The organism is Microbacterium sp. GXF7504 (assembly GCF_054798235.1).
On the sequence record NZ_JBSJZI010000003.1, the window covers coordinates 646273 to 670894 of the forward strand.

Sequence of the window (24622 nt, forward strand, 5' to 3'; positions counted from 1 at the left end):
TTAGGGTAGGTCGGCGGGCCTGTCCGACCGCCCGCGCCACGCCCGTCGAGGAGGTATCGGTGAGCGCCCACGCCGCGCCCCGCACGATCACGAAGCGCGCCACGATCGACCGCAGCGCCGCCGAACGCGACGTGCCGGGGCTCCTGGACGCCCTGCTCGCCGACCCCGCCGCCGTGGTGGTCGCGGTCCGCGGCGACGCCGTCCCGACCGACGAGCACGGGGCGCTGCGCCTGCTCGAGGTCACCGACCTCGATGACGACACCCGCTGGGCCTTCCTCGGCCGGGCCGCCGACGGCGCGCCGGTCCTCCTCGGCGCGGTCGGCGAGGACGCGCTGCCAGACCTCCGCTGGGCGCCGCTGCGCATCGCCGGCGCGACGCTCGGCGAGGACGCCGCCGACCGTGCCGTCGAAGCGGTGAGCCTCGCCCGCTGGCTCCACGACGCGCCCTTCTGCCCGGCCTGCGGCGCCCAGACCGCGCTCGAGCAGGCGGGCTGGTCGCGTCGCTGCCCCGCCTGCGGACGGCAGCACTTCCCCCGCACGGACCCCGCCGTCATCGTCGCTGTCACCGATCCCGACGGGGAACGGCTGCTCCTCGGCGCGAACGCCGCCTGGGGCCAGGCGCGGTTCTCGTGCTTCGCCGGGTTCGCCGAGGCCGGCGAGTCGCTCGAGGGCGCGGTCGAGCGCGAGGTTGCCGAGGAGGCGGGCGTGCGGCTGCGCGACATCACGTATCGCGGCTCGCAGCCCTGGCCGTACCCGCGCTCGCTCATGCTCGGCTTCCGCGCCGTCGCGGCCGACGTCGCCCAGGCGCAGGCGGACGGCGAGGAGATCGTCGAGGTGCGCTGGTTCGACCGCGCGCAGATCCGTCTCGCCCTCGCCGGCGAGGGCGAGGTGACCCTCCCCGGCCCCGCCTCCATCGCGCACCGGCTCATCGTCGACTGGCTCGAGGAGCGCGCATGAGCGACCCCGTCCTGGCCGATCTGGACGAGTCGCAGCTGCACGCGGTCACGACCCTCCGCGGCCCCGTCTGCGTGCTCGCGGGCGCCGGTACGGGCAAGACCCGCGTCATCACCCGTCGCATCGCGCACGGCGTGGCCACGGGGGCGTACTCCCCGGGGCGCGTCATGGCGGTGACCTTCACCGCGAAGGCGGCGGGGGAGATGCGCGGGCGCCTGCGCGCCCTCGGTGTCCAGGGCGTGTCGGCACGCACGTTCCACGCGGCCGCGCTCGCGCAGCTCAACCACTTCTGGCCGATCGTGGCCGGGGTGCCTGCGCCGAAGATCATCGACAGCAAGGTGCGGCTGCTCGGGCAGGCGGCATCCGAGCTGAAGCTCTCGGTCGACGCCACGACCCTCCGCGACGTCGCCGCCGGCATCGAGTGGCGCAAGGTCACGATGCGGGGCGTCGACGAGTACGCCGCCGCACGCCCGCAGGGGGTGGGCGACCTCGGCGCGGGCGCCGTACGCGACCTCCACCTCGCCTACGAGCGCGTCAAGGACGAGCGGCACCAGATCGACTTCGAGGACGTGCTGCTCGCCTGCGCCGGGATGATCGAGGCCGAACCCCGCGTCGCGCAGGCGGTGCGCGAGCAGTACCGGCACTTCACCGTCGACGAGTTCCAGGACGTCTCGCCGCTCCAGCACCGGCTGCTGGAGCTGTGGCTGGGCGAGCGGCGCGACGTGTGCGTCGTCGGTGACGCGAACCAGACCGTGTACACGTTCGCCGGCGCGGACGCGTCGCTGCTGCTCGGGTTCGACCGGCGCTACCCGGACGCCCAGGTGATCCGGCTCGAGCGCAACTACCGCAGTGCGCAGCCCGTGCTGCGGGTCGCGAACGCGCTCATGCGCGGACGACCCGGCGCCCTCGAGCTGCGCGGCGAGCGGGGCGTCGACGCGCCCATCCCGGCGCTCGTGCGGTACGACGACGACGCGCACGAGGCGGTCGGGGTCGCGGCGGCCGTCCGGGCGCAGCTGGATGCGGGCACCGACCCGCGCGACATCGCGGTGCTGTACCGCGCGCACAACCAGTCGGCCGAACTGCAGTCGGCGTTCGCGGACGCCGGGATCGCGGTCACGGTGCTCGGGGGCACGCGCTTCTTCGACCAGCCGGAGGTGCGCCAGGCGGTCATGGCGCTGCGCGCCGCGTCGGTGGCGCCGCTCGAGAGCGGGTTCCACGACAGCGTCCGCGACGTGCTGCGCTCGCTCGGGCTCACGGACGACCCCCCTCCTGCGGGCGGCGCGCTCCGCGACGCCTGGGAGGCGCGCCGTGCGGTCCTCGCGCTCGCCGAGGAGCTGCCGGCGACGACGTCGCTGCGGGAGTTCACCGACCAGCTCATGGCCCGGGCCAAGGACAACCACGAACCGGCACGGGCGACCGTGACGTTCGCCACGCTCCACGCCGCCAAGGGGCTCGAGTGGGACCACGTGCACCTCGTGGGCCTCGCCGAGGGGCTGCTGCCGATCTCGTACGCACGGTCGTTCGACGAGATCGACGAGGAGCGGCGGCTCGCGTACGTGGGGATCACGCGGGCCGCGCGTACGCTGTCGCTGTCGTGGGCGCCCGGTCTCGGCCGGACGCCCCGTCAGCCGTCGCGTTTCCTGCAGGAGATCGGCACGCGCATCCTGGATGAACGTCCGGCACGTGCCAGAGCCGTCGGGCGGAGCCAGGCCGCAGGCGCACGACGCGGTCCGTCGGCGCATCGTCGCAGCTGACCAGCTGCGTCGCGACGACCGCCGCCTCGGCGACGAGGAGCGCGTCGAGCGGTGGGCAGGGCGCTGTCAGCAGCTGCGCCGCCACGAGCGGCCACGCCGGATCGCGATCGGTGCGCGCGGCCGCGAGGCACCCGAGACACGGGCCCGACCCGGGGGTGATCACGGGGCCGATCTCCGCGCCCTCGGGGCTCAGCAGCACCGGGAGGTGCGGGGCGTCCTCCCGCACCAGGCGGGCGGCCAGTGCCGGATCGACCTCGTAGTGGGCGAGGACGACCGTGAGCCGTCCGCGCACGGGCGCCTCGCCCGGCACGACCTCGCAGGCCGATGCCAACCTCCGACGGACCACCTCCACCACGTCGGCGGGGAGCCCGGGCGCGGCCGCGAGCGTCACGAGCCGCGGTGCCGGCGGATCCGCCTCTGCCAGGGCGCCGGCGATCCGGGCGACGAACGCGCGCACCCGTCGCGGGTCGACACCGGTGTGCGCCGCGAACCGGTCGAGGTCGCCATCGGTGAGCCCGGTGCGCAGGCGGGCGACGAGGGTCTCCTGCCACGGCCGCACGTCGTCGACCACGACCCGGGGCGTTGCGCCGAACTGCAGCGCGGTCGCCGACCGCCAGACGGGCGGATGGGCGGGATCGAGGCGGTGCATGCCCCGAGCATGCGCCCGCCGAGCGCCCCGGCACGGCCGTCCACAGGGGCGACGGATGCGCGTGGGCCTGGGGAGGAACGGTGGTGCGCCGGGTCAGCGCCCGCTGTCGCCGGCCGGTCCGGTGCCGTCCTCGTCGTCCGCCTCGCCGGGCTCGCCGGTCTCCTCCGCGAGCAGCCGCGCGAGCGCCTCGTCCATCTCGTCCTGCACCGGCTGCTCACCGCGGGCGCGGGCCTCCAGCCGGGCGATGAGACCGGACGGGTCGTCGATGTCGGCCGAGGTGGGCATGAGGTCGGGGTAGTCCCACAGGGCGTCGCGCGCGGCGATCCCGACGGTGTCGGTGACCGCCCGCCACATGGCGGCCGCCTCCCGCATCCGTCGCGGACGCAGCTCGAGTCCGACGAGGGTGCCGAGCGCCTTCTCGGCGGGGCCCCCGACGGCACGGCGACGACGCACGACCTCGGCGACGCGGCCCGCGCTGGGCAGCCGCGAGGTGGCGTCGGCCGTGACGACGTCGACCCAGCCCTCGATGAGGGCGAGGACCGTCTCGAGGCGGGTGAGGGCGGCGGTCTGCTGCTCGGAGCGCTCCGGCAGCAGCGCCCCGCTCTCCAGCATCCGGCGGAGCTCCTCCGGCTGCGACGGGTCGAAGTCCGCCGCCAGGTCCTCCAGTGCGCGGGTGTCGACGTGGATGCCGCGGGCGAACTCGGTCACCTGGGCGATGACGTCCAGACGCAGCCACCGCGCATGCCGGAACAGGCGGGCGTGGGCGAGCTCGCGCGCCGCCACCGACAGGGCGAGCTGGTCCTCGGGGATCTCCAGCCCCTGCCCGAAGTCGGCGAAGTTCTGCGGCAGGATGACGGCCTCGCCGGCGGGCATGAGCGGGATGCCCACGTCGCCACCGGAGACCACCTCGAGTGAGAGCCGCCCGACGACCTGGCCGAGCTGGGCGGCGAAGAGCGACCCGCCCACGCCCCGCAGCATGCGTCCGGCGCCCGCGACCATCGACTGCATCTCCTCCGGCACCTGCTCGGCGAGCGTCGCGGTGAGCGCGTCGGCGATGCTCGTCGCGACCGGTTCGGCGAGCTCCTGCCACACCGGCAGGGTCGCCTCGACCCAGGCGCCGCGGGTGATGGCGCGCGGCGGCGCGACGAGGTCCGAGATCGCGGTCGCCTCGCTCAGCCACAGGGTCGCCAGGGTGAACGCCTGGTCGAGGTCGGCCCGCTGGGAGTCGGTCACGCCGCGGTCGGCCTGGTTCGCGATGTGCAGCGCCTGGCGCTTCGTCGCATCCCACGAGATGCCCTCGGCGCCAGAGGCGAACGCGGCCTGCATCTGCTGCATGGCCTGGGCCACCTGGGACGGGTCGATGCCCATGGCCGACAGCTGCTCCAGCTGGGACGGGTCGATCTGCCCGCCCAGCAGGCGGCGCAGCATCTCCTGGAACTCCTCTTCCGGGGAGCGGTCCTCATCGTCGGTCACGGCGGCGCCTTTCAGCGAGGGGATAGCGTCCCGTCCTACGCTAATGCCCCGGAGCATCGCACCACCGGGACGGACGGGATTCGCCGTACGCCGGCCGCGAACGACCGCACCTGGAGGAGCGAGTTGACCCTGTTCGACGACACCGCGCCCGTCGCGCCCGCGCCGCGCCGCCCCATGCGACGCGGCACCCGGGTGGGGATGTGGGCGCTCGTGGTCGCGCTCGTGGCGCTCCTGGGCATCTCGTTCCTGCCGACGGGCTTCGTGATCCAGCAGCCCGGCCCGGTGTACGACACGATCGGCGCGGTCGACACCGGCGAGGACGGGCCCGAGCCGCTGCTGTCGATCCCGGATGCGGAGACCTACCCGACCGCGGGATCGCTCGACCTGCTGACGGTGCAGGTCGTCGGGTCGCCCACCCGTGCCGTCTCCTGGCTCGAGGTCGTCGGCGCCTGGTTCGACCGCACCCGCGCGGTGGTGCCGCTGGAGACGGTGTTCCCCGCCGGGCAGACGAACGAGCAGCGCGAGCAGCAGAACGCCGTCCAGATGACCGACTCGCAGATCGAGGCGCAGGCCGCCGCGTTCGCCCATCTCGGCTACGACGTGCACCCGGCCGTCGCGGTCGTCGACGTGGTGGCCGACGGTCCCGCGGACGGCGTGCTGGAGCCGGAGGACGTGATCGTCTCGGTCGACGGTGAGCAGGTCGGCGGTGTCACCGCGCTCCGCGCCGCGGTGACGGCGAAGGACGGCGACCCGGTCACGCTCGGCGTCCTCCGCGGCGACGAGGAGCTCCAGGTGGAGGTCGAGCCCGTGCCGGGCGACGGCGGCGCCTGGCTCCTCGGCATCACCGCGAGCGACGAGTTCGAACTGCCCTACGAGGTCGAGTTCGCGCTGCGCAACGTCGGCGGTCCCTCGGCGGGCATGATGTTCACGCTCGGGATCATCGACCTGCTCACCCCGGGCGAGCTCACCGGCGGGGAGACCTTCGCCGGCACCGGCACGATCTCGGTCGACGGCACGGTCGGGGCGATCGGCGGCATCCGGCAGAAGCTGTGGGGCGCGGTGGACGCGGGCGCCGACTGGTTCCTCGCGCCGCAGGACAACTGCGACGAGGTCGTCGGGCACGTGCCGGACGGTCTGCGGGTGTTCGCGGTCGCCGACCTCGACGACGCGCTCACGGCGGTCGAGACGGTCGCCGCCGGCGGCGACCTCGACGCGCTGCCCACCTGCACCGTCGGCTGAGCAATCGGGCGACTTCGCGGCCGACCCACAGCCGCCGCTCATAGGATGGACGGGTGACTTCGACCGCAGCGCCGACGCCCGCAGCCCCGCCACGATCACGAAGGGTCATCGCGATCTCGCTCGCGGTGATCGCCGCGCTGGTCGTGGCGTTCTTCGTCTTCGCCAACCTGTACGCCGAATGGCTGTGGTACGACCAGCTCGGCTACTCGGGGGTGCTGCTGACCCAGTGGGTCGCCCGTGCGGTGATGTTCGTCGTCGGGTTCGTCGCCATGGCGGTGCCGGTGTGGGCCGTGATCCAGCTGGCCTACCGGCTGCGACCGGTGTACGTGCGGCTCAGCTCGCAGCTCGACCGCTACCAGGAGGTCGTCGAGCCGCTGCGGCGCCTGGCGATGTGGGGCATCCCGGTGTTCTTCGGCTTCTTCGCCGGCTTCGCCGCCTCCGCGCAGTGGGAGACGACCGCCCTCTGGCTGAACGGCGTGCAGACCGAGACCGTCGACCCGCAGTTCGGCCTCGACACCGGGTTCTACCTCTTCGGCCTGCCGTTCTACTCCGGCGTGCTCGGGTTCGCCTCCGCCGTCGTGCTGGTGTGCCTGCTGGTCACCGCGCTCGTGTCGTACCTGTACGGGTCGGTGCAGATCGGGCAGCGCGAGCTCCGGATCTCCAAGCCCGCCCGCATCCAGCTCGCGATCACCGCGGGCGTCTACCTGCTGCTGCAGGCCGCGAGCCTGTGGCTGGACACCTACCGCACGCTCACCGAGCCGGGGGAGCGCATCACCGGTCCCGCGTACACGGGGGTCAACGCCACCATCCCGGGCCTGATGATCCTCGCGATCGTCGCGGCGCTGGTGGCCGTGCTGTTCTTTGTCACCGCCGTCATCGGGCGCTGGCGCTACCCGCTCATCGCGACCGCGCTGCTCGTGGTCACCTCGATCGTGGTGGGCGTCGTCTACCCGTGGATCGTCAACACCGTGCAGGTGAAGCCGAACCAGCTCGCGTACGAGGCCGAGTACTACCAGCGGAACCTCGACGCGACCAAGGACGCGTTCGGCATCGCCGACATGGAGACCACCGACTACGACGCCACCACGGCCGCGGAGGCCGGGCAGCTGCGTTCGGATGCCGAGACCACCGCGTCGATCCGCATCATGGACCCGGCGATCATCACCCCGACGATCCGCCAGCTGCAGCAGTACCGGTCCTACTACCAGTTCTCCGACCCGCTGGACGTCGACCGCTACGAGATCGACGGGCAGACGCAGGACACCGTCGTGTCGGTCCGCGACCTGGACACCACGGCACTCGGCGCCGACGCCTCCTGGCAGAACTCGACCCTCGTGTACACGCACGGGTACGGCCTCGTCGTCGCGAAGGGCAACGAGCGCACCGCCGACGGCGACCCGGTCTTCATCGAGAGCGGCATCCCCGCATCCGGGTTCCTCTCGGAGAGCGACTTCGAGCCGCGCATCTACTTCGGCGAGAACTCGCCGGTGTACTCGATCGTCGGCGCACCCGAGGACGAGGACCCGATCGAGCTCGACTACCCGTCGGGACCTGAGGGCGCGAGCGAGACGAAGACGACCTTCTCCGGCGACGGCGGCCCGAGCGTCGGCAACCTCTTCAACCGCCTCATCTACGCGCTGAAGTTCCAGTCCGAGCAGATCCTCTTCTCCGACTACCTGAACGAGGACTCGCAGATCCTGTACGACCGCGACCCGGCGCAGCGCGTGCAGAAGGCCGCGCCGTACCTCACGCTCGATTCCGACCCGTACCCGAGCGTCGTCGACGGCCGGATCGTCTGGATCATCGACGGCTACACCACCTCCGACGCGTACCCGTACTCCACCGCGACGAGCATGTCGCGCGCGATCGAGGACGCGAACAACGAGAACCCGCAGATCGCACTCGACAACATCAACTACATCCGCAACTCGGTGAAGGCGACCGTCGACGCGTACGACGGCAGCGTGACGCTCTACGCCTGGGACGACGAGGACCCGCTGCTGCAGGCATGGCAGAAGGTGTTCCCGACGACCCTGAAGCCGGTGTCGGAGATGTCCGGCGACCTGATGAGTCACGTGCGGTACCCGACCGACCTGTTCAAGGTGCAGCGCGCCATGCTCGGCGTCTACCACGTGGACGACGCGCAGTCGTTCTTCCAGCAGGACAACGTGTGGGCGACCCCGGCCGATCCGCAGTCGACCGACCAGACGGTCAACCAGCCGCCGTACTACCTGACCATGCAGATGCCCGGCCAGGATGCGCCGACCTATTCCATGTTCACCAGCTTCATCCCGCGCTCGGCCACCGGCGCCACCTCGCGGAACGTGCTCATGGGCTACCTCGCGGTCGACTCCGACGCCGGCTGGGAGGCGGGCAAGCGCAGCGCCGACTTCGGCAAGCTGCGCCTGCTGGAGATCGCGTCGGACGAAACCATCCCCGGTCCCGGCCAGGTGCAGAACACGTTCAACTCCGACCCGCAGATCTCGGCGCAGATCAACATCCTGAAGCAGGGACAGTCGGACGTGCTGAACGGCAACCTGCTGACCCTCCCGGTCGGCGGCGGCTTCCTGTACGTGCAGCCGGTGTTCGTCCAGGCCTCGAGCGGCACCCAGCTGCCGCAGCTGCAGAAGGTGCTCGTCGCCTTCGGCAACAAGGTCGCGTTCGAGAACACGCTGAACGAGGCGCTCGACGCCCTGTTCGGCGGCGACTCGGGTGCCACCACGGGCGACGAGGACGTCACGCCGGTCGAGCCCGGCACCGAGACCGGTGACGGCACGGACGGCGCAGACGGCACCGGTGGCGGCACGGTCGTCCCGACCGACGAGTACGAGGCGGCGCTGGAGGAGGCCCGGCAGGCGCTGCTGGACCGCCAGAGCGCCCTGCAGGGCGGCGACTGGGCCGCGTACGGCGAGGCGGACCAGCGCCTCGAGGACGCGATCAACCGCCTGCTCGAGCTGGAGGACGCCGAGTGACCCGGCGCTGACCAGGCCAGAAACGGAACGGCGGCGGACCCCCTGTGGGGCCGCCGCCGTTCCGCGTTCCGGGCCGGGCTCAGCGTGCCGACAGCGCCCACCAGATGAGGAGCAGGGTGACGCCGAAGCCGGTGAGCTGGTTGAGCCAGAGGAACCGGCGCCAGCCCGCGGTGGCGGTGTGCGCGGTCTCGTCGGTCACCGACCGGTACGGCCACACCATCGCGAGGTACGGCACCGCGAGGACGGCCGCGAGCGGTCCGGGCCACGCGGTGAAGAGCACGGCGACCCCCGCCAGCAGGTAGACCGCGAGGGCGAAGCGCGCCGTGAACCGGGCGCCGCACGCGGTCGCGATCGAGCTGATCCCGGCGTCCCGGTCGGCGGGGACGTCCTGCACCGCGCCGAAGGCGTGCGAGGCGACGCCCCAGCAGGCGAACGCGACGAGCAGCGCGACGGTACCCGGGGTGAACTCGGCGCCCGCGAGCACGAGGGCGTACACGGCGGGGGAGACGAAGTGGATGCTGCTGGTCACCGAGTCCGCGAACGGCACCTCCTTCAGCCGTAGCGGCGGGGCCGAGTAGAAGACCACGAAGAACAGGCTGAGCGCGAGCACGAGCCACGACAGCGGGTCCCCGACGATCACGAGGTACACGACGAACGGCAGGCACGACAGCGCCGCCGCCCACAGCGTCACCCGGTGCAGGCGCCGGTCCAGCACCGCGCCGTGCGCCCCGCCCTTGCGGGGGTTCCGGAGATCGGACTCGTAGTCGAACACGTCGTTGACGCCGTACATGGCGAGGTTGTACGGCACGAGGAAGAACAGCGTGCCCACGATGAACGTCGCGTCCACCTGCCACGCGGCGAGCAGGTACGCGGCCGCGAAGGGGTACGCGGTGTTCACCCAGCTCACCGGCCGGGAGGACAGGAGCAGGGTTCTGACGGTGCCGGTCACGGTCGGGTCCTCCTGGTCAGCAGCGACGCCACGGCGGGCACGCCGAACGCCGCGCACAGCGGGTACGAGAAGTCCTCGATCGGGGCGAGCCCGATCCGCAGGCCGCTCAGATGCTCGGCGGGGTAGTCGAACAGGTCGAGGGCGATCATCACGTTGTCGAAGACGGCGGTGAGCGCGAGGAGCGCGATCGCCGCGACGACGCTCGCCCGCATCCGTCGTGCGAATCCGGGACGGATCGCGGACAGCGCGGTGACCGCCGCGGTCACGACGAGGAACGGCAGCACGATGAGCGTGTAGGTCATGCGCGCCCCCGTCGACGGATGCGGAGCGCGGCCGCGTGCACCACGAGCGCGAGGTAGCACAGGAAGGCGAGGAAGAACGGTTCCTCGAGCGGCAGGTGCGGGGCGAGGTCGACGCCGAGCAGCAGCGGGCTGTCGCCCTTCACGAAGACACCGGTCGCGATGCCCACCAGGTCCCAGACCACGAAGAACACGGTACCGACGACGATCGCGGCGGCCGAGCGCCACGGTGCCGGCGCGAACACCAGCCGGAACCGGGCGTCGAGCGCGGCGATCCCCGCCGCCGAGACGAGGATCGCCGCGAGATACACGCCCGGGATCACGGGACCACGGGCTCCGGCAGGGGGCCGGCGCTCGTGTCGCCGCGCAACCGCTTCACCACGAGCTCGGCGGAGATGAGGCACATCGGCAGCCCGATCCCGGGGAGCACGGTCGTACCGGCGTAGTACAGGCCGGGGACCTTCGGCGACACGTTCTTGGGCCGGAAGACCGCGCTCTGGCCGAGCGTGTGCGCGAGCCCGAGCGAGTTGCCCATCCAGGAGTGCAGGTCGACCGCGAAGTCCTCCGGGGCGATCGTGCGGCGCACGACGATCCGGTCGGCGAGGTCCGGGATGCCGCACCAGTCGGCGAGCTGCGCGATCACCCGGTCAGCGGCCGCCTCGATCCGCGCATCGCCGGCGCCGCCCACCCCGCCCCGCCCGGAGTGCGGGTCCGCGGGCACGGGGACGAGCACGAACAGGTTCTCATGCCCGGCGGGCGCCACAGCGGGGTCGGTGGCGCTCGGCCGGCAGACGTACGCGGACGCGGGCGAGGGGATGTGGGGGTCGTCGCCGAAGACGGCGTCGAAGTTGGCCTTCCAGTCCTTCGTGAACACGAGCGTGTGGTGGGCGAGCTGGGGCAGCTCGCCCTCGACGCCGAGCAGGAGCAGCAGCGCCCCGGGGCTGGGCGTGCGCGATCGCCACCACCTCTCCGGGTAGCTGCGGGCCTCCGGCGGCAGGAGGCGCGTCTCGGTGTGGTGCAGGTCGGCGGTGGAGACCACGACGGGTGCCCGGAAGGTGCGCCCGTCCGTCGTGCGCACGCCGGCGGCGCGGCGGTGCTCGAGGTCGATCCCGACGACCTCGGCCCCGGTCTCGATGCGGACCCCCTGCGCGCGTGCGACCCGCTCGACCGCGGCGATGAGGGCGGTGAACCCGCCTTGCGGGTACCGCACGCCGTCGTCGAGGTCGAGGTGGCTCATGAGGTGGTAGAGCGCCGGGACCCCCGAGGGACGCCCGCCGAGGAACACGGCGGGATAGCCGAGCACCTGCCGGAGCACCGGGTCGCGGAACCGTTTCGCCACGAACCGGTCGAGGGAGGTGGTGAGCAGGCGCGTGAGGTGCCGCAGCCGTCGCAGCAGCGACCGCGAGGTGAGGTTCCGGCCGGTCTCGTACGTGTCGTACAGGAACCGGCTCACCGCGAGGTCGTAGGCGTCCGCCGCGGAGTCGAGGTAGGCGTCCAGCCGCGCGCCGGCGCCGGGCTCCACCGCCTCGAACAGGGCCTTCGCATGTTCGCGGCCGGACACGACGTCGAGGGGAGCGCGGCCCGAGCCGTCCGGTTCGGCGTAGACCCGGTATGCGGGGGTGAGGTCGACGAGGTCGAGCTCGCGCTGCGCGCTGGTGCCCAGCAGCCGGAAGAAGTGGTCGAACACCTCGGGCATGAGGTACCAGCTGGGACCGGTGTCGAAGCGGAAGCCGTCCTGTTCCCAGCTGCCGGCACGGCCGCCCAGGGTGTCCTTCGCCTCGAGCAGGGTGACCTCGTGTCCGTCGCGGGCGAGGAGCGCCGCCGTGGCAAGCCCTGCGATCCCGCCCCCGATGACGATCGCGGCGCTCACGCGCCGGTCCCGAGGGGTGCGGCGCCGAGCCAGGCCCGGGCGGCGAGGCGCGCCTTCTGCGACGCCGGCACGCTGACCCGGCCGGTGTCCGGCCCGCTCGCGCGCAGCCGCCTCGCGAGCGTCGCGAACAGGTCGTGCGCGGCGGTGACGGCGCGGCGGCAGTCCGAGGGCAGCTCGGGGACCACGGCGGCCGCCCGGGCGAGGTCGCCGTCGATGCGGTCGAGGACGCTCGCGCGGTCGGCGGCGCCGGTGATCGCGAGGTAGTCGCGGCCGAGGCGGGTGCTGTCGTCGTCGAGGTCGCGGAGGAAGTTCACGTCCTGGAAGGCCCGGCCGAGGCTCCGTGCGCCCTCCACGAGGTGGGCGGAGGGGCGGACGGGTGCTCCGGTGCCGGCGTTGACGAACACGGCCAGGCACATGAGTCCCACGACCTCCGCCGAGCCGTACACGTAGGCCGCGTGGGATGCGGCGTCGTGCCGCGCGGTCGTCAGGTCGGTGCGCATGGACTCGAAGAACGGGCCGGTGAGCTCGTCGCCGATGCCGCATTCGCGGGCCGTCCGGGCGTACGCGTGCACGACGAGGTTCGCGCTGAAGCCGCGCGCGACCGCATCCTCCGTCTCCTGCTCCAGGGCGTCGAGGACCCGGTGCCGCTCGTCGAGGTCGACACCCGCCTCATCGGCGGGGCCGTCGACGATCTCGTCCGCGATGCGCACGAGCGCGTAGACGTGGCGCACGTGGTTCCGCACCCGCGGACCGAGGAGCCTGGTCGCGAGCGAGAACGACGTCGAGTAGGCGCCGATGATGGCGCAGGCGGTGCGGCAGGCGGCCTCGTCGTAGAGGCGCAGACCGGTCGCCGGGGCGCTCACGGGATCCTGCTCTCGACGCGGTCGGCCACGGCGTGCACGAGGGCGCGGGCCGGATCGGGCAGCCCGTCGGCGGAGGCGCGCGCCTCGGCGAGGGTCTGCATGATGACGCCCACCAGCCGCGCCCGCGCACCGGCGCGGTCCAGGGCCCGCTGGGCGGCGCGCACCGCGATGGGGCCGGTGTGCGCGATCGCGAGGGTGCCCTCGATGCGCGCCCAGTCCGGGGTCTGGCGGGCGATGGCGATGAGCGGGGTGCGCTTGGCCTCCCGGAGGTCGACGCCGGCGTCGCGACCGGCCTGGGCGCGCGTGCCGAACGCGCCGATGAGGTCGTCGACGAGCTGGAAGGCGAGGCCGAGACTGCGCCCGCACCCGCGGACGGTCTCCACCTGTGCCTCGTCGGCGCCGGCCAGGAGCGCCCCGGCGGCGAGCGGGGCGGCGAACGAGTACTCGGCGGTCTTGTCGTGGGCGGCCTGCATGAGCCGGTCCGGATGCGGCATGTCCGCGGCGAGGGTGTGCTCGACGTCGGCGAGTTCGCCGAACGCCGAGACGAGGACGGCCTCGTCGAAGACCTCGAGGAGCTTGCGGCGGACGTCGGGGGAGACGTCTGCGAGGGCGGCGGTGCGCTCCGCCTCGTGGAGGAGCAGGTCGCCCGCGAGGATCGCGGCCGCCGTGCCGAGCTCTTCGGCGGCGTCCGGGCCGAGGCCCGCGTCGGCGCCCCGCGCCGTGAACTCGCCGGCGACGTTCGGCACGCCGCGGCGGACGAGGTCGTGGTCGAGCACGTCGTCGTGGACGACGAACGAGGCGTGGAGGAGTTCGAACGCGGCCGCGACGTCGTACATGGCGGCCTCCCCGCCCGGGGTCCCACCCCAGGCACGGTAGGCGGCGGCGACGAGCGCCGGACGGAACCGCTTGCCGCCGACGGCCGCACGGCCGGCGGCCTCGGCCAGGGCGGTGGCGGTGGGGCCGGAGACCGACGCGCGGGCGGTCACGCGGTCGAGCGCCGCGGCGATGCGCGCGTCGATCGCGTCGTGCACCGGGGTGTCGACGAGTTCGTTCATGACGCCAGCCGTTCCTCGCGTGCACCGAAGAGGGCGAGCTGGCGGGCCTGCAGCACGAGCCACGGGCTGAACGCCCACGGGGTGGCCTCGAGGGCCGCGGCCAGCGCCGCCGGTTCGACCCACTCGAATTCGGAGACCTCGAGGGGGTTGGGGCGCGGCACGTCGTCGGTGCGGGCGAGGTACACCGGGCACAGTTCGTGCTCCACGATGCCGCTCGCGTCGACCGCGCGGTAGCGGAAGAGCGGCAGCGCGAGGGTGAGTTCGCTCACCGTGATGCCCAGTTCGAACTCGGCGCGTCGGCGCACGGCGGCCACGACGGGCTCGGCCGGGCGCGGGTGGCCGCAGAACGAGTTCGTCCACACGCCCGGCCAGGTGGACTTGTCCAGCGCGCGGCGGGTGACGAGCACGCGTCCCTCCCGGTCGAGCACGTGGCAGGAGAACGCCAGGTGCAACGCCGTGTCGGTCCCGTGCACGCTGCTCTTGGGGGCGGTGCCGATCTCGCGACCCTCCTCGTCGAGGAGGACCACTTCTTCGATCTCGTTCACACATTCTCCATTCGGGCTTATTACTAGCTAAGCTAGCAACATAATGGTCGAAGAACGGAACCGCGTCCAGGGGGTGGGTCGGTGAACGAGGTGAGTGCACAGCCTCCCATGCGCAGCCCGCAGGTCACGGGTGTGCTCACGGCGATCCGTGCCGTCAGCGACGCGATGGACCGCATGTACGGCGGCATGAAGGACGACATGTCCATGAACATGACCGACCTCGCGGCGCTGAGGATGCTGATCATGCGGGAGCAGCGCGGGGAGGCGGTCAGCCCGCACGACCTCGCGAAGCACCTGCGCATCTCGACCGCCTCCACCACGAAGCTCATCGACCGGCTCGCCGACGCCGGGCACGTCGTCCGCCTGCCGCACCCCACCGACCGGCGGGCGCGGGTGGTCGCGCTCACCGACCATTCCAAGCGCAGCTTCTTCGTGCACTTCCGCGAGAGCCTCGAGGCGATGAGCACGGTCGCGGCGGAGTACCCGCCGGAGCAGCTCGAAGTCATCAGCGGGTTCCTGCTGAAGCTCGCCGCGGCGATCGACCCGGCCGACTGATCATCCGCGTCGGCCGGCGGGGCACGGCCGGGAATGCAGAAGAGGCGTCCCTTTCGGGACGCCTCTTCGTTTCGTTGCGGGGACAGGATTTGAACCTGCGACCTCTGGGTTATGAGCCCAGCGAGCTACCGAACTGCTCCACCCCGCGGCACGTCTTCTACGTTAGCACGCGCCGGGGGAGAGGGCGAATCGGGGCCGGGTTGCCGGGCGTGGCGCGCCGCCGCGAGGATGGGGACATGTCCACCGGTCCCGTCGTCGCCGTCGCCCAGTTCTCACCCTCCGCGGATCACGCCGCCAACCGGGAGACCGTCGTGGAGCTCGCCGAGCGCGCGGTGTCGCGCGGTGCGACGCTCGTGGTGTTCCCGGAGTACGCCAGCTTCTTCATCGACCCGTTCGACGACCGCATCCGGGACGGCGCCGAGGAACTCGACGGTCCGTTCACCCGGGCGCTGCGGGCGCTCGCGGCACGGCTGGGCGTGCACCTCGTCGCCGGTGTGCTCGAGCGTGCGGCCGACGGCGAGCGGGTGCACAACACGGTCGTCGCGGTGGACGGCGACGGGATCGTGGCGGTGTACCGCAAGCAGCACCTGTACGACGCGTTCGGCAGCCGCGAGTCGGACTGGGTGGCGCCCGGCCCCCTCGACCCGGCACAGGTGTTCGAGGTGGGCGGTGTGACCTGCGGGATCATGACCTGCTACGACCTGCGGTTCCCGGAGTCCGCGCGCGTGCTCGTCGACGCCGGTGCCGACCTCCTCCTCGTGCCCGCGGAGTGGGTGCGGGGGCCGCTGAAGGAGGATCAGTGGACGACCCTCCTGCGGGCACGGGCGATCGAGAACACCGTCTTCGTCGCCGCCGCGGACCACCCGGCGCCCCTCGGCGTCGGCCGGTCGTCGATCATCGACCCGCAGGGTGTGGTGCTGGCCGGTCTCGGCACCGGCACCGACGTGGCGGTCGCGCCGGTGGACCCCGGGGCGGTCGCGCACGTGCGGCGGCTGAACCCGGCGCTGCGCCTGCGCCGGTACCGGGTCACCCCCGCCTGACTCAGTCGCGGAGGGCGGACAAGCGCCGCGCGGCGTCCTCGAGCACCTCGACGCGCTTGCAGGCGGCGAAGCGCACCAGGCTCGCGTACCGGTCGCGACGGTCCGGTCCGACGAACGCCGTGAGGGGGATGCCGACGACCCCGGCGCGTCGGGGCAGCTCGCGGCAGAAGGCGTCCGCGTCCGTCGCCCCGAGCGGAGCCGCATCCGCCACGGTGAAATAGGTGCCCTTGGGGACCGAGACGGTCATCCCGGCCGCCTCGAGTCCTGCGACGAGGAGGTCGCGCTTACGGGCCAGGGTGTCGGCGATCCCGGTGAAGAAGGCGTCCGGGAGGCGCAGCGCCGTCGCGACCGCCGGCTGGAACGGCGCGCCGTTCACGTAGGTGAGGAACTGCTTCACCGTCATCACGGCGTCGACGAGCGCGGCCGGGCCGGAGATCCAGCCGATCTTCCATCCGGTGAGCGAGAACGTCTTCCCCGCGGAGGAGATCGTCAGCGTCCGCTCCCATGCGCCCGGTTCCGTGGCGATCGGCACATGCCGGACGCCGTCGAACACCAGGTGCTCGTAGACCTCGTCGGTCACCACGATCGCGTCGTGCTCGTGCGCCAGCCGCACGATCTCGGCACGCACCTCCGCCGAGAACACCGCGCCGGTCGGGTTGTGCGGGTCGTTCACCAGGATGACCCGCGTGCGATCGGTCACCGCGGCGCGCAGCTCGTCGAGATCCGGCTGGAAGTCGGGCCACCGCAGCGGCACGCCGACCAGGCGCGCCCCCGCGAGCGCCACGAGCGCCGCGTACGCGTCGTAGTGGGGCTCGAAGACGACGACCTCGTCGTCCGGGTCGCCGGTGAGGGCGAGGATCGCCGCGGCGAGCGCCTCGGTGGCACCGGCCGTCACGAGCACGTCGCGACCCGGATCCGGCCGCAGCCCGTAGTGCCGCTCCTGGTGCTCGGCGATCGCCTGCAGCAGGTCCGCCTGCCCGCGGCCGGGCGGGTACTGGTTCACGCCGTCCGCGATCGCGCGGCGCGCGACCTCCAGCACCTGCGCAGGACCGTCCTCGTCCGGGAACCCCTGCCCGAGGTTCACAGCGCCGGTGGATGCGGCCAGCGCACTCATCTCGGCGAAGATGGTCGGGGCCGGCGCGCCGTCCGTCCCCAGCAGTCCCGCGCCCGCCGCGGTGCGCCGCCAGGCGCCGGGAATGTCTCGCATCGGACACAGGTTACTCGCATAGGGACGTCCCAATCCCGCCATAGGCAACGCACAGACCCGGCCGTCAGAGTGAGGGTGCTTGTCAGAAGGAGCAACCATGACCGACACCGAGGGCACCGTCCCCGAGCAGCCCGCATCCTCCTCGTCCGACACCCCCGTGACGCCGGCGTCCCAGGAGCCCGCGTCCGCCCCGACCACTGCAGGCGCGGCCGCACCGCAGCCGCAGGCACCGCAGCAGCCCGTGGGCCCCGCCTTCCAGGCGGGTGTCATCCCGCCGCGGCCCCCGCTGCCGCAGACCGCGGCCCGTCCGGTGTACCCGGGCGCCCCCTCCGGGCACGCGTTCGGCCCGGCCGCCCAGCATCCGCACTTCGCGGCCACGGGTCCCACGCAGCCTATCGGTCCCGCGCCGGTCGCCCCGGCACCCGCCACGCCCGCGCGACGCTCCGGTGCCGGCCGCTTGGTCGGCCTCCTCGTCGCCGCGGCGGTCGTCGGCGGTGCCGCCGGGTTGGGGGGTGCCTACGCCGGCGAGGTGCTCTGGGGCGACGAGCAGACCACGACCGCCACCGGCGGCACCGCGGTCACCGTGAACGACACGGACTCGGTCACCCAGACCACCGCGGTCGCCGCGAAGGTGGTGCCCACGGTCGTCACGATCGCCGCCTCCGGCAACGGCAGCGGCGGCTCCGGGTCGGGTGTCATCCTCAGTGAGGACGGCTATGTGCTCACCAACACCCACGTCGTGACCCTCGACGGCACGGTCGCGGACCCGGACCTGCAGGTCACCACCTCGGACGGCCGCATCTTCGACGCCACCGTCGTCGGCACCGACCCGATGTACGACCTCGCCGTCATCAAGCTGGTCGGGGCGTCCGACCTGCCCGTGGCGGAGTGGGGCGACTCGAACTCCCTCAACGTGGGCGACCAGACCATCGCGGTCGGCGCGCCCCTCGGCCTCTCGAACACCGTGACCGAGGGCATCGTGAGTGCGCTGCACCGGTCCATCCAGATCGCCTCGTCCGCCGCGCCCGACTCCGGCGACGAGGAGGAGGCACCGGAGGACGGCGGGCAGGGCGAGGAGGGTCCGTTCTTCTTCGACTTCGGTCAGGGCCGCACGCCGCAGCAGTCCGCGTCGGAGACGATCAAGATCGCGGTCATCCAGACGGATGCGGCCATCAACCCCGGCAATTCGGGTGGTGCGCTGGTGAACGGCGCCGGCGAACTCGTCGGTATCAATGTCGCGATCGCCAACGCGGGGTCCACCTCGTCGACCGGCGGCAACATCGGCGTCGGCTTCGCGATCCCGTCCTCGGTCGCCGAACGCGTCGCGGAGGAACTCATCGCCGACGGCGCCGCCACGCACGGCCTGCTCGGGGCGACGGTGCAGCCGTCGACCGCGGTCGAGGACGCCACCATCACCGGCGCCTACATCTCGGAGCTGACCTCGGGCGGTGCGGCCGAGGCCGCGGGCCTGCGCGCCGGTGACATCGTCACCGAGTTCAACGGGGCCCCGGTCACCGGGTCGATCGACCTCACCGCGCAGGTGCGGGCCGCCGCCGGCGGCCAGACGGTCGAGCTCACCTACGTGCGCAACGGGAAGACGCAGACCGTCGAGGTCACCCTCGGCACGCTCTGACCCGCCTCCGGGGAGGACGCCACCGCCGCGATAGGCTCGCGGGGTGGCGTCCTTCTCGTTCGGCGCGGGCAACGCGCGCAAGCTCGCCGCGATCCCGCTGTACGCCGCCGGGGCACTGCTGACGCTCGTCGTCCCGCGCACGCGCGACCGGTGGGTCATCGGGTCCGCCGCCGGGATCGCGGACGGCGCGCTCGCCCTGTGGGAGACCGCACGGGCGCACGGTGAGGACCCGGTGTGGCTCGTCGACGGTCCCGCACAGGATGCGGCCGCCAGGGCGCGCGGCATCCGGACGCTCCCGAAGTCGTCCGTCCGCGCGCTGTGGGCGACGGCCCGCGCGCGCGTCGTGGTGGTCACGCACGGGTTCGGCGACGTCAACCGCTACGCCGTCCGCGGCGCGTTCGTGGTGCAGCTGTGGCACGGCATCCCGCTCAAGCGGATCGGCATCGACTCGCCCGAGACGGTGCGCAGCGGCATCCTGCCCTCCTCGCGCCTGGTACGCCGGTTGCTGACGGTCATGTACCGCGGCGCGACCCGGCGGATCTCGCTGATCCCCGCGGCGTCGCACCTCGTCCGCGGACGGCTGGAGTCCGCCTTCTCGCTCCGCGCCGACCGGGTGCCGGTCACCGGGGAACCCCGCACCGACGTGCTCTCCCGCGGCACTGCCGAGGAACGGCGCGGACGCGCCCGTGCGGTCGTCGAGGACGCCGTCGGTGAGCTCGGCGACGCCCGCCTCGTGCTGTACGCCCCCACCTGGCGAGACGGTGCGCCCGACCCCGCGGTCCCCGACGCCGCGCAATGGGAGGCGATCGTCGACACGCTCAAGCGGACCGACGCCGTGCTGCTCGTCCGGTCGCACCCGCTCGGTGCGGGGGAGTACCGCCCGCCGCGGCGGACCGCGCGGGTCCGCGGCATCCCCGGTTCGCTCGTGCCCGACATCACCCCGGCGCTCCCCGCGCTCGACGTGCTCGTCACCGACTACTCCTCGCTCGCGTTCGACGCCGCGCTCGTGCCGGTCCCGACCGTGTTCCTCGCCCCCGACGCCGAGCCGTACGCCCGCACCCGGGGGTTCTACGGCCGATACGAGGACGTCGCCGGTCCCGCGTGGGCGACCGACTGGTCCGAGGCGATCGCGCAGATCGGCGCCACGCTCACGGATCCGGTCGTGCGCGAGGGGCGCGTGCGCCGTGCGGAGGCGCTGAGTCGGCGGATGCACGCGTTCCGCGACGGCCGGAACACCGAACGCGTGTACGGTGCCATCGTGGCCGCGCTCCGTCGGCGCACCACCGATCCAGGGGGACGTCCATGATCACAGCCGGCTTCGTCGGCGCGCCCGAGGCCGCGCTCGTCCTCTCGGGGGACACCGAGCCGCCCGCCGGCGCCGTGCTGACCGGTGCCCGTGCACGCACCGTCGGCGTCGTCGAGCTCGCCGACGGCACCTGGACGCTCACCGTGCCGCTCGCCGCATCCCGGTGGAACGGTCCCGTGCTGCCGCTGCCGACCGGCGACTACGCGCTCGCCGTCGACGGCGGTCCCTCCGCCGAGCAACTCGCCGACCTGCGCGTCGAGCCGACGCTCCTCGAGACCGTGCGCGCGACCCTCGACGGCACGGTCGTGCGGGTGGACCCGCCCGTCGACCCCGTCTACGACTCCGCCGAGGGACAGGACGCGCTGGAGCGCCGCTACGCCAGCCGCGCAGGCGAGCTCGAGAACGCGGTGTTCTTCGAGAGCTTCTACGGGCGCACCGTCGGCTGCAACCCGCTCGCGATCGACCGCGAACTCGCCCGCACCGCGCCTGCCGTGACCCGCTACTGGAGCGTCGTCGACCTCTCCGTCGCGGTGCCGGAGGGCGCGATCCCGGTCGTGGAGGGCACGCCCGCCTGGTGGCGCGCCCGTGCCAGGGCGAGGCTGCTCGTCGTGAACGACTGGCTGCGTCGCCGGTTCGTCCGCCACCCCGGCCAGATCGTGCTGCAGACCTGGCACGGCACACCGCTGAAACGGCTGGCGCTGCACCGGCCCGGGTTCGACCCGCGACGGATGCTGGCGGTGCTGCGCGAGTCCCGACGGTGGAACGTCCTGCTCGCGCAGAACCCGTACGCCGCCCGCATCCTGTCGAAGGCCTACGCCTTCCTCACGCGTCCGGTGTGGGTGGAGGGCTACCCGCGCAACGACGCCCTCGTCACAGGGGACCCGGCCGAGGCGCGGGCGGCGCTCGGACTGGGTCCGGACGAGCGGGTGATCCTGTACGCGCCCACCTGGCGCGACGACCGCGACCACATGGTCGACTTCATCGATCCGCAGGCGCTCGCCGAGGCGACCGGTTCGGTGGTGCTGGTGCGCGGGCACTCCCGGACCCTGCTCCCCGGGCGGGATGCGGAGGGGGCGCGCGTCGTCGACGTCACCGGCTTCGGCGACACCACCACGCTGCTGCTCGCGGCCGACGCGCTCGTGACCGACTACTCGTCCGTGATGTTCGACTACACCGTCACGGGCAAGCCGATCGTCTTCCTGGTCCCCGACCTCGAACACTTCCGCGGGGAGCTCCGCGGCTTCTACTTCGACCTCGCCGAGCGCGCGCCCGGGCCGCTCGTCCGCACGCAGGCCGAGCTCGTCGAGGCGCTCGCCGAGGCGCCGGCGCCCGAGTACGCCGAGCGGTATGCGACGTGGCGGGCGACGTTCAACGCGCGCGACGACGGCCGTGCCGCCGAGCGGGTGGTCGCCCGCATCCTCGATCAGGGCTTCGTCAGCCGCTGAGCGTCAGGGCAGCGGCGTGTTCCGATCGCCGAGCCGCGAGGTGTCGACGGTGTGCTTCGCACGGGTGACGAGCCCGACGAAGAACCCGGTGCCCCACGACAGGTGCATGGTCGGCAGCACCGCGAGGGTCCAGAGTTTGTCGCGCCAACCCATCCCGCCGCCGCGGCCGGCGGCGACCGCCGCGACCAGCAGCGCGTAGGCGGCGACGGGCAAGTAGACGACGGAGGCGATGAGCGCGGTGAGGCCGCTGAGGACGCGCAGCGCCTGGAGCAGGGCGACCACCGCTGCGGCGACCACCGCCAGCACGAGCAGGGGCGGTGCGAAGAAGCGCAGCGAGTTGCGCCGGCCGTACCGGCGCACGAGCTCCCCGCGCCAGGCGCCGGTCGCCCGGAACTGGAGCGCGAGTCGCGGCCAGCTCTCGCGCGGCCAGTACGTCACCGACAACGCCGGGTCGAACCAGACCCGGTAGCCGGCCTGGCGGATCCGCAGGTTCAGCTCCCAGTCCTCACCGCGGCGGATCGTCTCGTCGAAGAACCCGACCTCCTCGAGCACCGCCCGGCGGATGACGCCGAGGTACGCCGACTCCGCCGGACCCTCCTTCGTGCCACCGTGGTACGCGCCGCCGCCGAGACCGATGGGGGAGTTGTACGCCCGGGCCACGGCGCGCTGGAACGGCGACCGGCCGTCGGCGTGCATGACGCCGCCGACGTTCGCCGCGCGCACCCGCGCCAGCGTCTCAAGGGCCCGCACGGTGTATCCGGGGGCGAGTTCGGAGTGCGCGTCGACGCGCACGATCGTCGGGAGGGTGCTGCGTCGGATGGCGAGATTGAGTCCGGCGGGGATGTCCGCCGCCGGGTTGTCGACCAGCACGATCCGCGGATCCTCGGCCGCGAGCCGCCGTGCGAGGTCGTTCGTGCCGTCGGACGAGGGGCCGAGCGCGAGCACGAGTTCCATCGGGCCCGGGACATCCTGTTCGAGGACCGTCCGCACGGCGCGCTCGAGGTACCGCACCTCGTTGAGCACCGGCATCACGAACGAGACGCCGGCATCCGGCGCCGGTACCGGCGCGTCCCGACGGCCGTCCCGGTTCACCTGCATCCGACGATCATGCCACGGGGCCCGCGGTTAGGCTGGAACGATGCGAGTCGCGAAGGATCTGCGGAAGGCACGGGCGTTCGCCGCCAAGGTGCTCGACAACCGGGCGGCGGTGGCGGAGGTGCGTCAGCGGCTCAAGGCGCTGCCGCCGATGCCGGAGCGGAAGTACCGGATCGCGGTCTACTTCGCCGACGGCGCCGTGAACATGTACCAGATGCGCCAGTGGTACAAGCCGCTCGAGGAGTTGGACCGCATCTGGCCGGTGCTCATCCTCAGCCGTGTCGGCAGCGGTGCGCGCGCACTCCTCGAGGAGACCGACCTCCGTGTGGCGTTCGTGCCGACGGTCCGGGACCTTGAGCGGGTCGTCGCCGCGCAGGACATCCGCATCGTCCTGTACGTGAACCAGAACACCCGCAACTTCCAGATGTTCCGGTACGGGCGCCGGTGGCACGTGTTCATCAACCACGGCGAGTCCGACAAGATGTACATGACCACGAACCAGTTCAAGGCCTACGACTACGCGTTCATCGCCGGCGACGCCGCGAAGGAGCGGCTCGGGCGGGTGCTGTGGGACTACGACGTCGAGCGTCGCACGTTCGCGATCGGCCGGCCGCAGGCGGACCACTACTCCGGCACGCTTCCGTACACACCCGACGACCGGACCGTCGTGCTGTACGCCCCCACCTGGGAGGGCGACCGCCCCTCCGCGCATTACGGGTCGGTCATCACGCACGGTGAGGCACTCGTGTCCGCACTGCTGCAGACCGGCCGGCACCGCGTGATCTACCGCCCGCATCCGCGCAGCGGCGTGGTCAAGGACGCGTACGGCGACGCGAACAAGCGCATCATCGCCGCGATCGAGGCCGCGAACGCCGCCGACCCCGCCGCGCAGCACGTGTACGACGACGGCCCCGAGCTCGGCTGGCAGCTCGCCGCGGCGGATGTCGCCGTGGTGGACATCTCGGCGATGGTCTACGACCGGCTCGCTGCGGACAAGCCGCTGCTCATCACCCGCCCGGTGGACGAGCGTGCCGCGGTGGACACGAGCGGCTACCTCTCCGCCTGCGAGTGGCTGGATGCGGAGGACGCGCGCGGGATCGCGGCGTTCGTCGACCGGCTGCGCGACGACGAGGATGCGGTCGCCCGCCTGCAGTACTGGGTGGAGCGCTACTTCGGAGACACGGCACCGGGCGCACCGACCGCGCGCTTCCACGCCGCCGTCGAGGAACTCATGCGCCGGTGGGACGAGTGGGAGCGGCGGAGCGGCGCCGGCGGACTCGAACAGGAGCAGGCGGAGCGCGACGTGGACACGGTTGACGGCGTGGACGGCGACGACTGACAGCTGCGACGGGGGAGTCCCGACACGCCCGGCGGTGGACGCCGATTTGCCGACCTCCCGGATCCCACGTAGATTCTTCTCTTGTTCGCCCCACAGGGAAGAGCGCCGGAAGGCAGCCACCTCACGCGGCGGACGATCCTCATCATCCCGCTGATCCGCTCATTGCGAGCGGGTCGGAGGCGGGGTAGGATGGGGAACCCCGACTGTTCAATCAGTCATGTCTGGGACCACTGCTCCGGTTCGATCGGAGCGAAGCGCCGACTTGACAGACTGAACAGAACGGGTATGATTGTGAAGTTGCCCTGCAGGGAGCGTCGTGAGGCGTGAAGGCGGGAGCGTCCGATCCTTGAGAACTCAACAGCGTGCACTTGTCAAATGCCA

20 protein-coding genes and 1 tRNA gene are annotated in these 24622 nt (G+C 72.8%); 10 read left to right on the plus strand and 11 right to left on the minus strand.

Features of this window, described 5'->3' with window-relative positions; all coding sequences use genetic code 11:
- Nucleotides 1-59 precede the first annotated feature (59 nt).
- Both nudC and ACWAUO_RS10460 read left to right on the plus strand, forming a co-directional pair.
- Nucleotides 60-956 (plus strand): NAD(+) diphosphatase, encoded by an 897-nt coding sequence (gene nudC, locus ACWAUO_RS10455; protein WP_460775214.1) that lies wholly within the window; start codon nt 60-62, stop codon nt 954-956.
- Nucleotides 953-2707 carry an ATP-dependent helicase gene (locus ACWAUO_RS10460; RefSeq protein ID WP_460775216.1) on the plus strand — a complete coding sequence of 585 codons (1755 nt, stop codon included), beginning with the start codon at nt 953-955 and terminating at the stop codon, nt 2705-2707. Before nudC ends, ACWAUO_RS10460 begins: the two co-directional genes overlap by 4 nt.
- 742 nt (nt 2708-3449) lie before the next feature.
- On the opposite strand, the gene ACWAUO_RS10465 is transcribed toward ACWAUO_RS10460, so the two are convergent.
- Nucleotides 3450-4829 (minus strand): zinc-dependent metalloprotease, encoded by a 1380-nt coding sequence (locus tag ACWAUO_RS10465; protein WP_460775218.1) that lies wholly within the window; start codon nt 4827-4829, stop codon nt 3450-3452.
- A 123-nt stretch (nt 4830-4952) separates the two neighbouring features.
- Here ACWAUO_RS10465 and ACWAUO_RS10470 point away from each other — a divergent pair, with 123 nt between their 5' ends.
- Nucleotides 4953-6068, plus strand: coding sequence for a YlbL family protein (locus ACWAUO_RS10470; protein ID WP_460775219.1), 1116 nt, complete (start codon nt 4953-4955; stop codon nt 6066-6068).
- A gap of 53 nt (nt 6069-6121) precedes the next feature.
- A complete protein-coding gene (locus ACWAUO_RS10475) occupies nt 6122-9040 on the plus strand; it encodes a UPF0182 family membrane protein (protein ID WP_460775220.1) in 2919 nt (972 codons plus the stop codon).
- A gap of 79 nt (nt 9041-9119) precedes the next feature.
- Here ACWAUO_RS10475 and ACWAUO_RS10480 read toward each other — a convergent pair whose 3' ends face one another.
- From ACWAUO_RS10480 to idi, 7 genes are read right to left on the minus strand one after another with little or no spacing between them, the layout of a single operon-like run.
- Nucleotides 9120-9989: a prenyltransferase gene (locus tag ACWAUO_RS10480; RefSeq protein WP_460775222.1), complete on the minus strand. Its 870-nt coding sequence runs from the start codon at nt 9987-9989 to the stop codon at nt 9120-9122.
- On the minus strand, nt 9986-10291 hold the full coding sequence (locus ACWAUO_RS10485; protein WP_460775223.1) for a lycopene cyclase domain-containing protein: 306 nt from the start codon (nt 10289-10291) through the stop codon (nt 9986-9988). Before ACWAUO_RS10485 ends, ACWAUO_RS10480 begins: the two co-directional genes overlap by 4 nt.
- Entirely contained in the window at nt 10288-10608 is a 321-nt protein-coding gene (locus tag ACWAUO_RS10490) for a lycopene cyclase domain-containing protein (protein ID WP_460775272.1), read from the minus strand. Before ACWAUO_RS10490 ends, ACWAUO_RS10485 begins: the two co-directional genes overlap by 4 nt.
- Nucleotides 10608-12158, minus strand: a complete 1551-nt coding sequence (gene crtI / locus ACWAUO_RS10495) for a phytoene desaturase family protein (protein ID WP_460775224.1) — start codon at nt 12156-12158, stop codon at nt 10608-10610. The genes ACWAUO_RS10490 and crtI overlap by 1 nt, the downstream gene beginning before the upstream one ends.
- On the minus strand, nt 12155-13021 hold the full coding sequence (locus ACWAUO_RS10500; RefSeq protein ID WP_460775226.1) for a phytoene/squalene synthase family protein: 867 nt from the start codon (nt 13019-13021) through the stop codon (nt 12155-12157). The genes crtI and ACWAUO_RS10500 overlap by 4 nt, the downstream gene beginning before the upstream one ends.
- Nucleotides 13018-14076 carry a polyprenyl synthetase family protein gene (locus tag ACWAUO_RS10505; protein WP_460775227.1) on the minus strand — a complete coding sequence of 353 codons (1059 nt, stop codon included), beginning with the start codon at nt 14074-14076 and terminating at the stop codon, nt 13018-13020. Before ACWAUO_RS10505 ends, ACWAUO_RS10500 begins: the two co-directional genes overlap by 4 nt.
- The gene (gene idi / locus ACWAUO_RS10510; RefSeq protein WP_460775229.1) at nt 14073-14621 is read right to left on the minus strand and encodes an isopentenyl-diphosphate Delta-isomerase; all 549 of its coding nucleotides are present in this window, start codon (nt 14619-14621) and stop codon (nt 14073-14075) included. The genes ACWAUO_RS10505 and idi overlap by 4 nt, the downstream gene beginning before the upstream one ends.
- A gap of 90 nt (nt 14622-14711) precedes the next feature.
- Here idi and ACWAUO_RS10515 point away from each other — a divergent pair, with 90 nt between their 5' ends.
- Nucleotides 14712-15176 carry a MarR family winged helix-turn-helix transcriptional regulator gene (locus tag ACWAUO_RS10515; RefSeq protein WP_460775230.1) on the plus strand — a complete coding sequence of 155 codons (465 nt, stop codon included), beginning with the start codon at nt 14712-14714 and terminating at the stop codon, nt 15174-15176.
- A gap of 74 nt (nt 15177-15250) precedes the next feature.
- On the opposite strand, the gene ACWAUO_RS10520 is transcribed toward ACWAUO_RS10515, so the two are convergent.
- Nucleotides 15251-15324: transfer RNA gene (locus tag ACWAUO_RS10520), tRNA-Met, on the minus strand.
- A gap of 88 nt (nt 15325-15412) precedes the next feature.
- On the opposite strand from ACWAUO_RS10520, the gene ACWAUO_RS10525 reads away from it, so the two are divergent.
- The gene (locus tag ACWAUO_RS10525; protein WP_460775232.1) at nt 15413-16216 is read left to right on the plus strand and encodes a carbon-nitrogen hydrolase family protein; all 804 of its coding nucleotides are present in this window, start codon (nt 15413-15415) and stop codon (nt 16214-16216) included.
- Nucleotide 16217: 1 nt separating this feature from the next.
- On the opposite strand, the gene ACWAUO_RS10530 is transcribed toward ACWAUO_RS10525, so the two are convergent.
- Entirely contained in the window at nt 16218-17423 is a 1206-nt protein-coding gene (locus ACWAUO_RS10530; RefSeq protein WP_460775233.1) for an aminotransferase class I/II-fold pyridoxal phosphate-dependent enzyme, read from the minus strand.
- Nucleotides 17424-17520: 97 nt separating this feature from the next.
- On the opposite strand from ACWAUO_RS10530, the gene ACWAUO_RS10535 reads away from it, so the two are divergent.
- From ACWAUO_RS10535 to ACWAUO_RS10545, 3 genes are read left to right on the plus strand one after another with little or no spacing between them, the layout of a single operon-like run.
- Nucleotides 17521-19056, plus strand: a complete 1536-nt coding sequence (locus tag ACWAUO_RS10535) for a S1C family serine protease (protein WP_460775235.1) — start codon at nt 17521-17523, stop codon at nt 19054-19056.
- Between the two features lie 43 nt (nt 19057-19099).
- Nucleotides 19100-20362 carry a CDP-glycerol glycerophosphotransferase family protein gene (locus ACWAUO_RS10540; RefSeq protein WP_460775236.1) on the plus strand — a complete coding sequence of 421 codons (1263 nt, stop codon included), beginning with the start codon at nt 19100-19102 and terminating at the stop codon, nt 20360-20362.
- Entirely contained in the window at nt 20359-21807 is a 1449-nt protein-coding gene (locus tag ACWAUO_RS10545) for a CDP-glycerol glycerophosphotransferase family protein (protein WP_460775238.1), read from the plus strand. Before ACWAUO_RS10540 ends, ACWAUO_RS10545 begins: the two co-directional genes overlap by 4 nt.
- 3 nt (nt 21808-21810) lie before the next feature.
- On the opposite strand, the gene ACWAUO_RS10550 is transcribed toward ACWAUO_RS10545, so the two are convergent.
- Entirely contained in the window at nt 21811-22905 is a 1095-nt protein-coding gene (locus tag ACWAUO_RS10550; RefSeq protein ID WP_460775239.1) for a glycosyltransferase family 2 protein, read from the minus strand.
- A 40-nt stretch (nt 22906-22945) separates the two neighbouring features.
- On the opposite strand from ACWAUO_RS10550, the gene ACWAUO_RS10555 reads away from it, so the two are divergent.
- Nucleotides 22946-24241 (plus strand): CDP-glycerol glycerophosphotransferase family protein, encoded by a 1296-nt coding sequence (locus tag ACWAUO_RS10555; RefSeq protein WP_460775240.1) that lies wholly within the window; start codon nt 22946-22948, stop codon nt 24239-24241.
- Nucleotides 24242-24622: the final 381 nt, after the last annotated feature.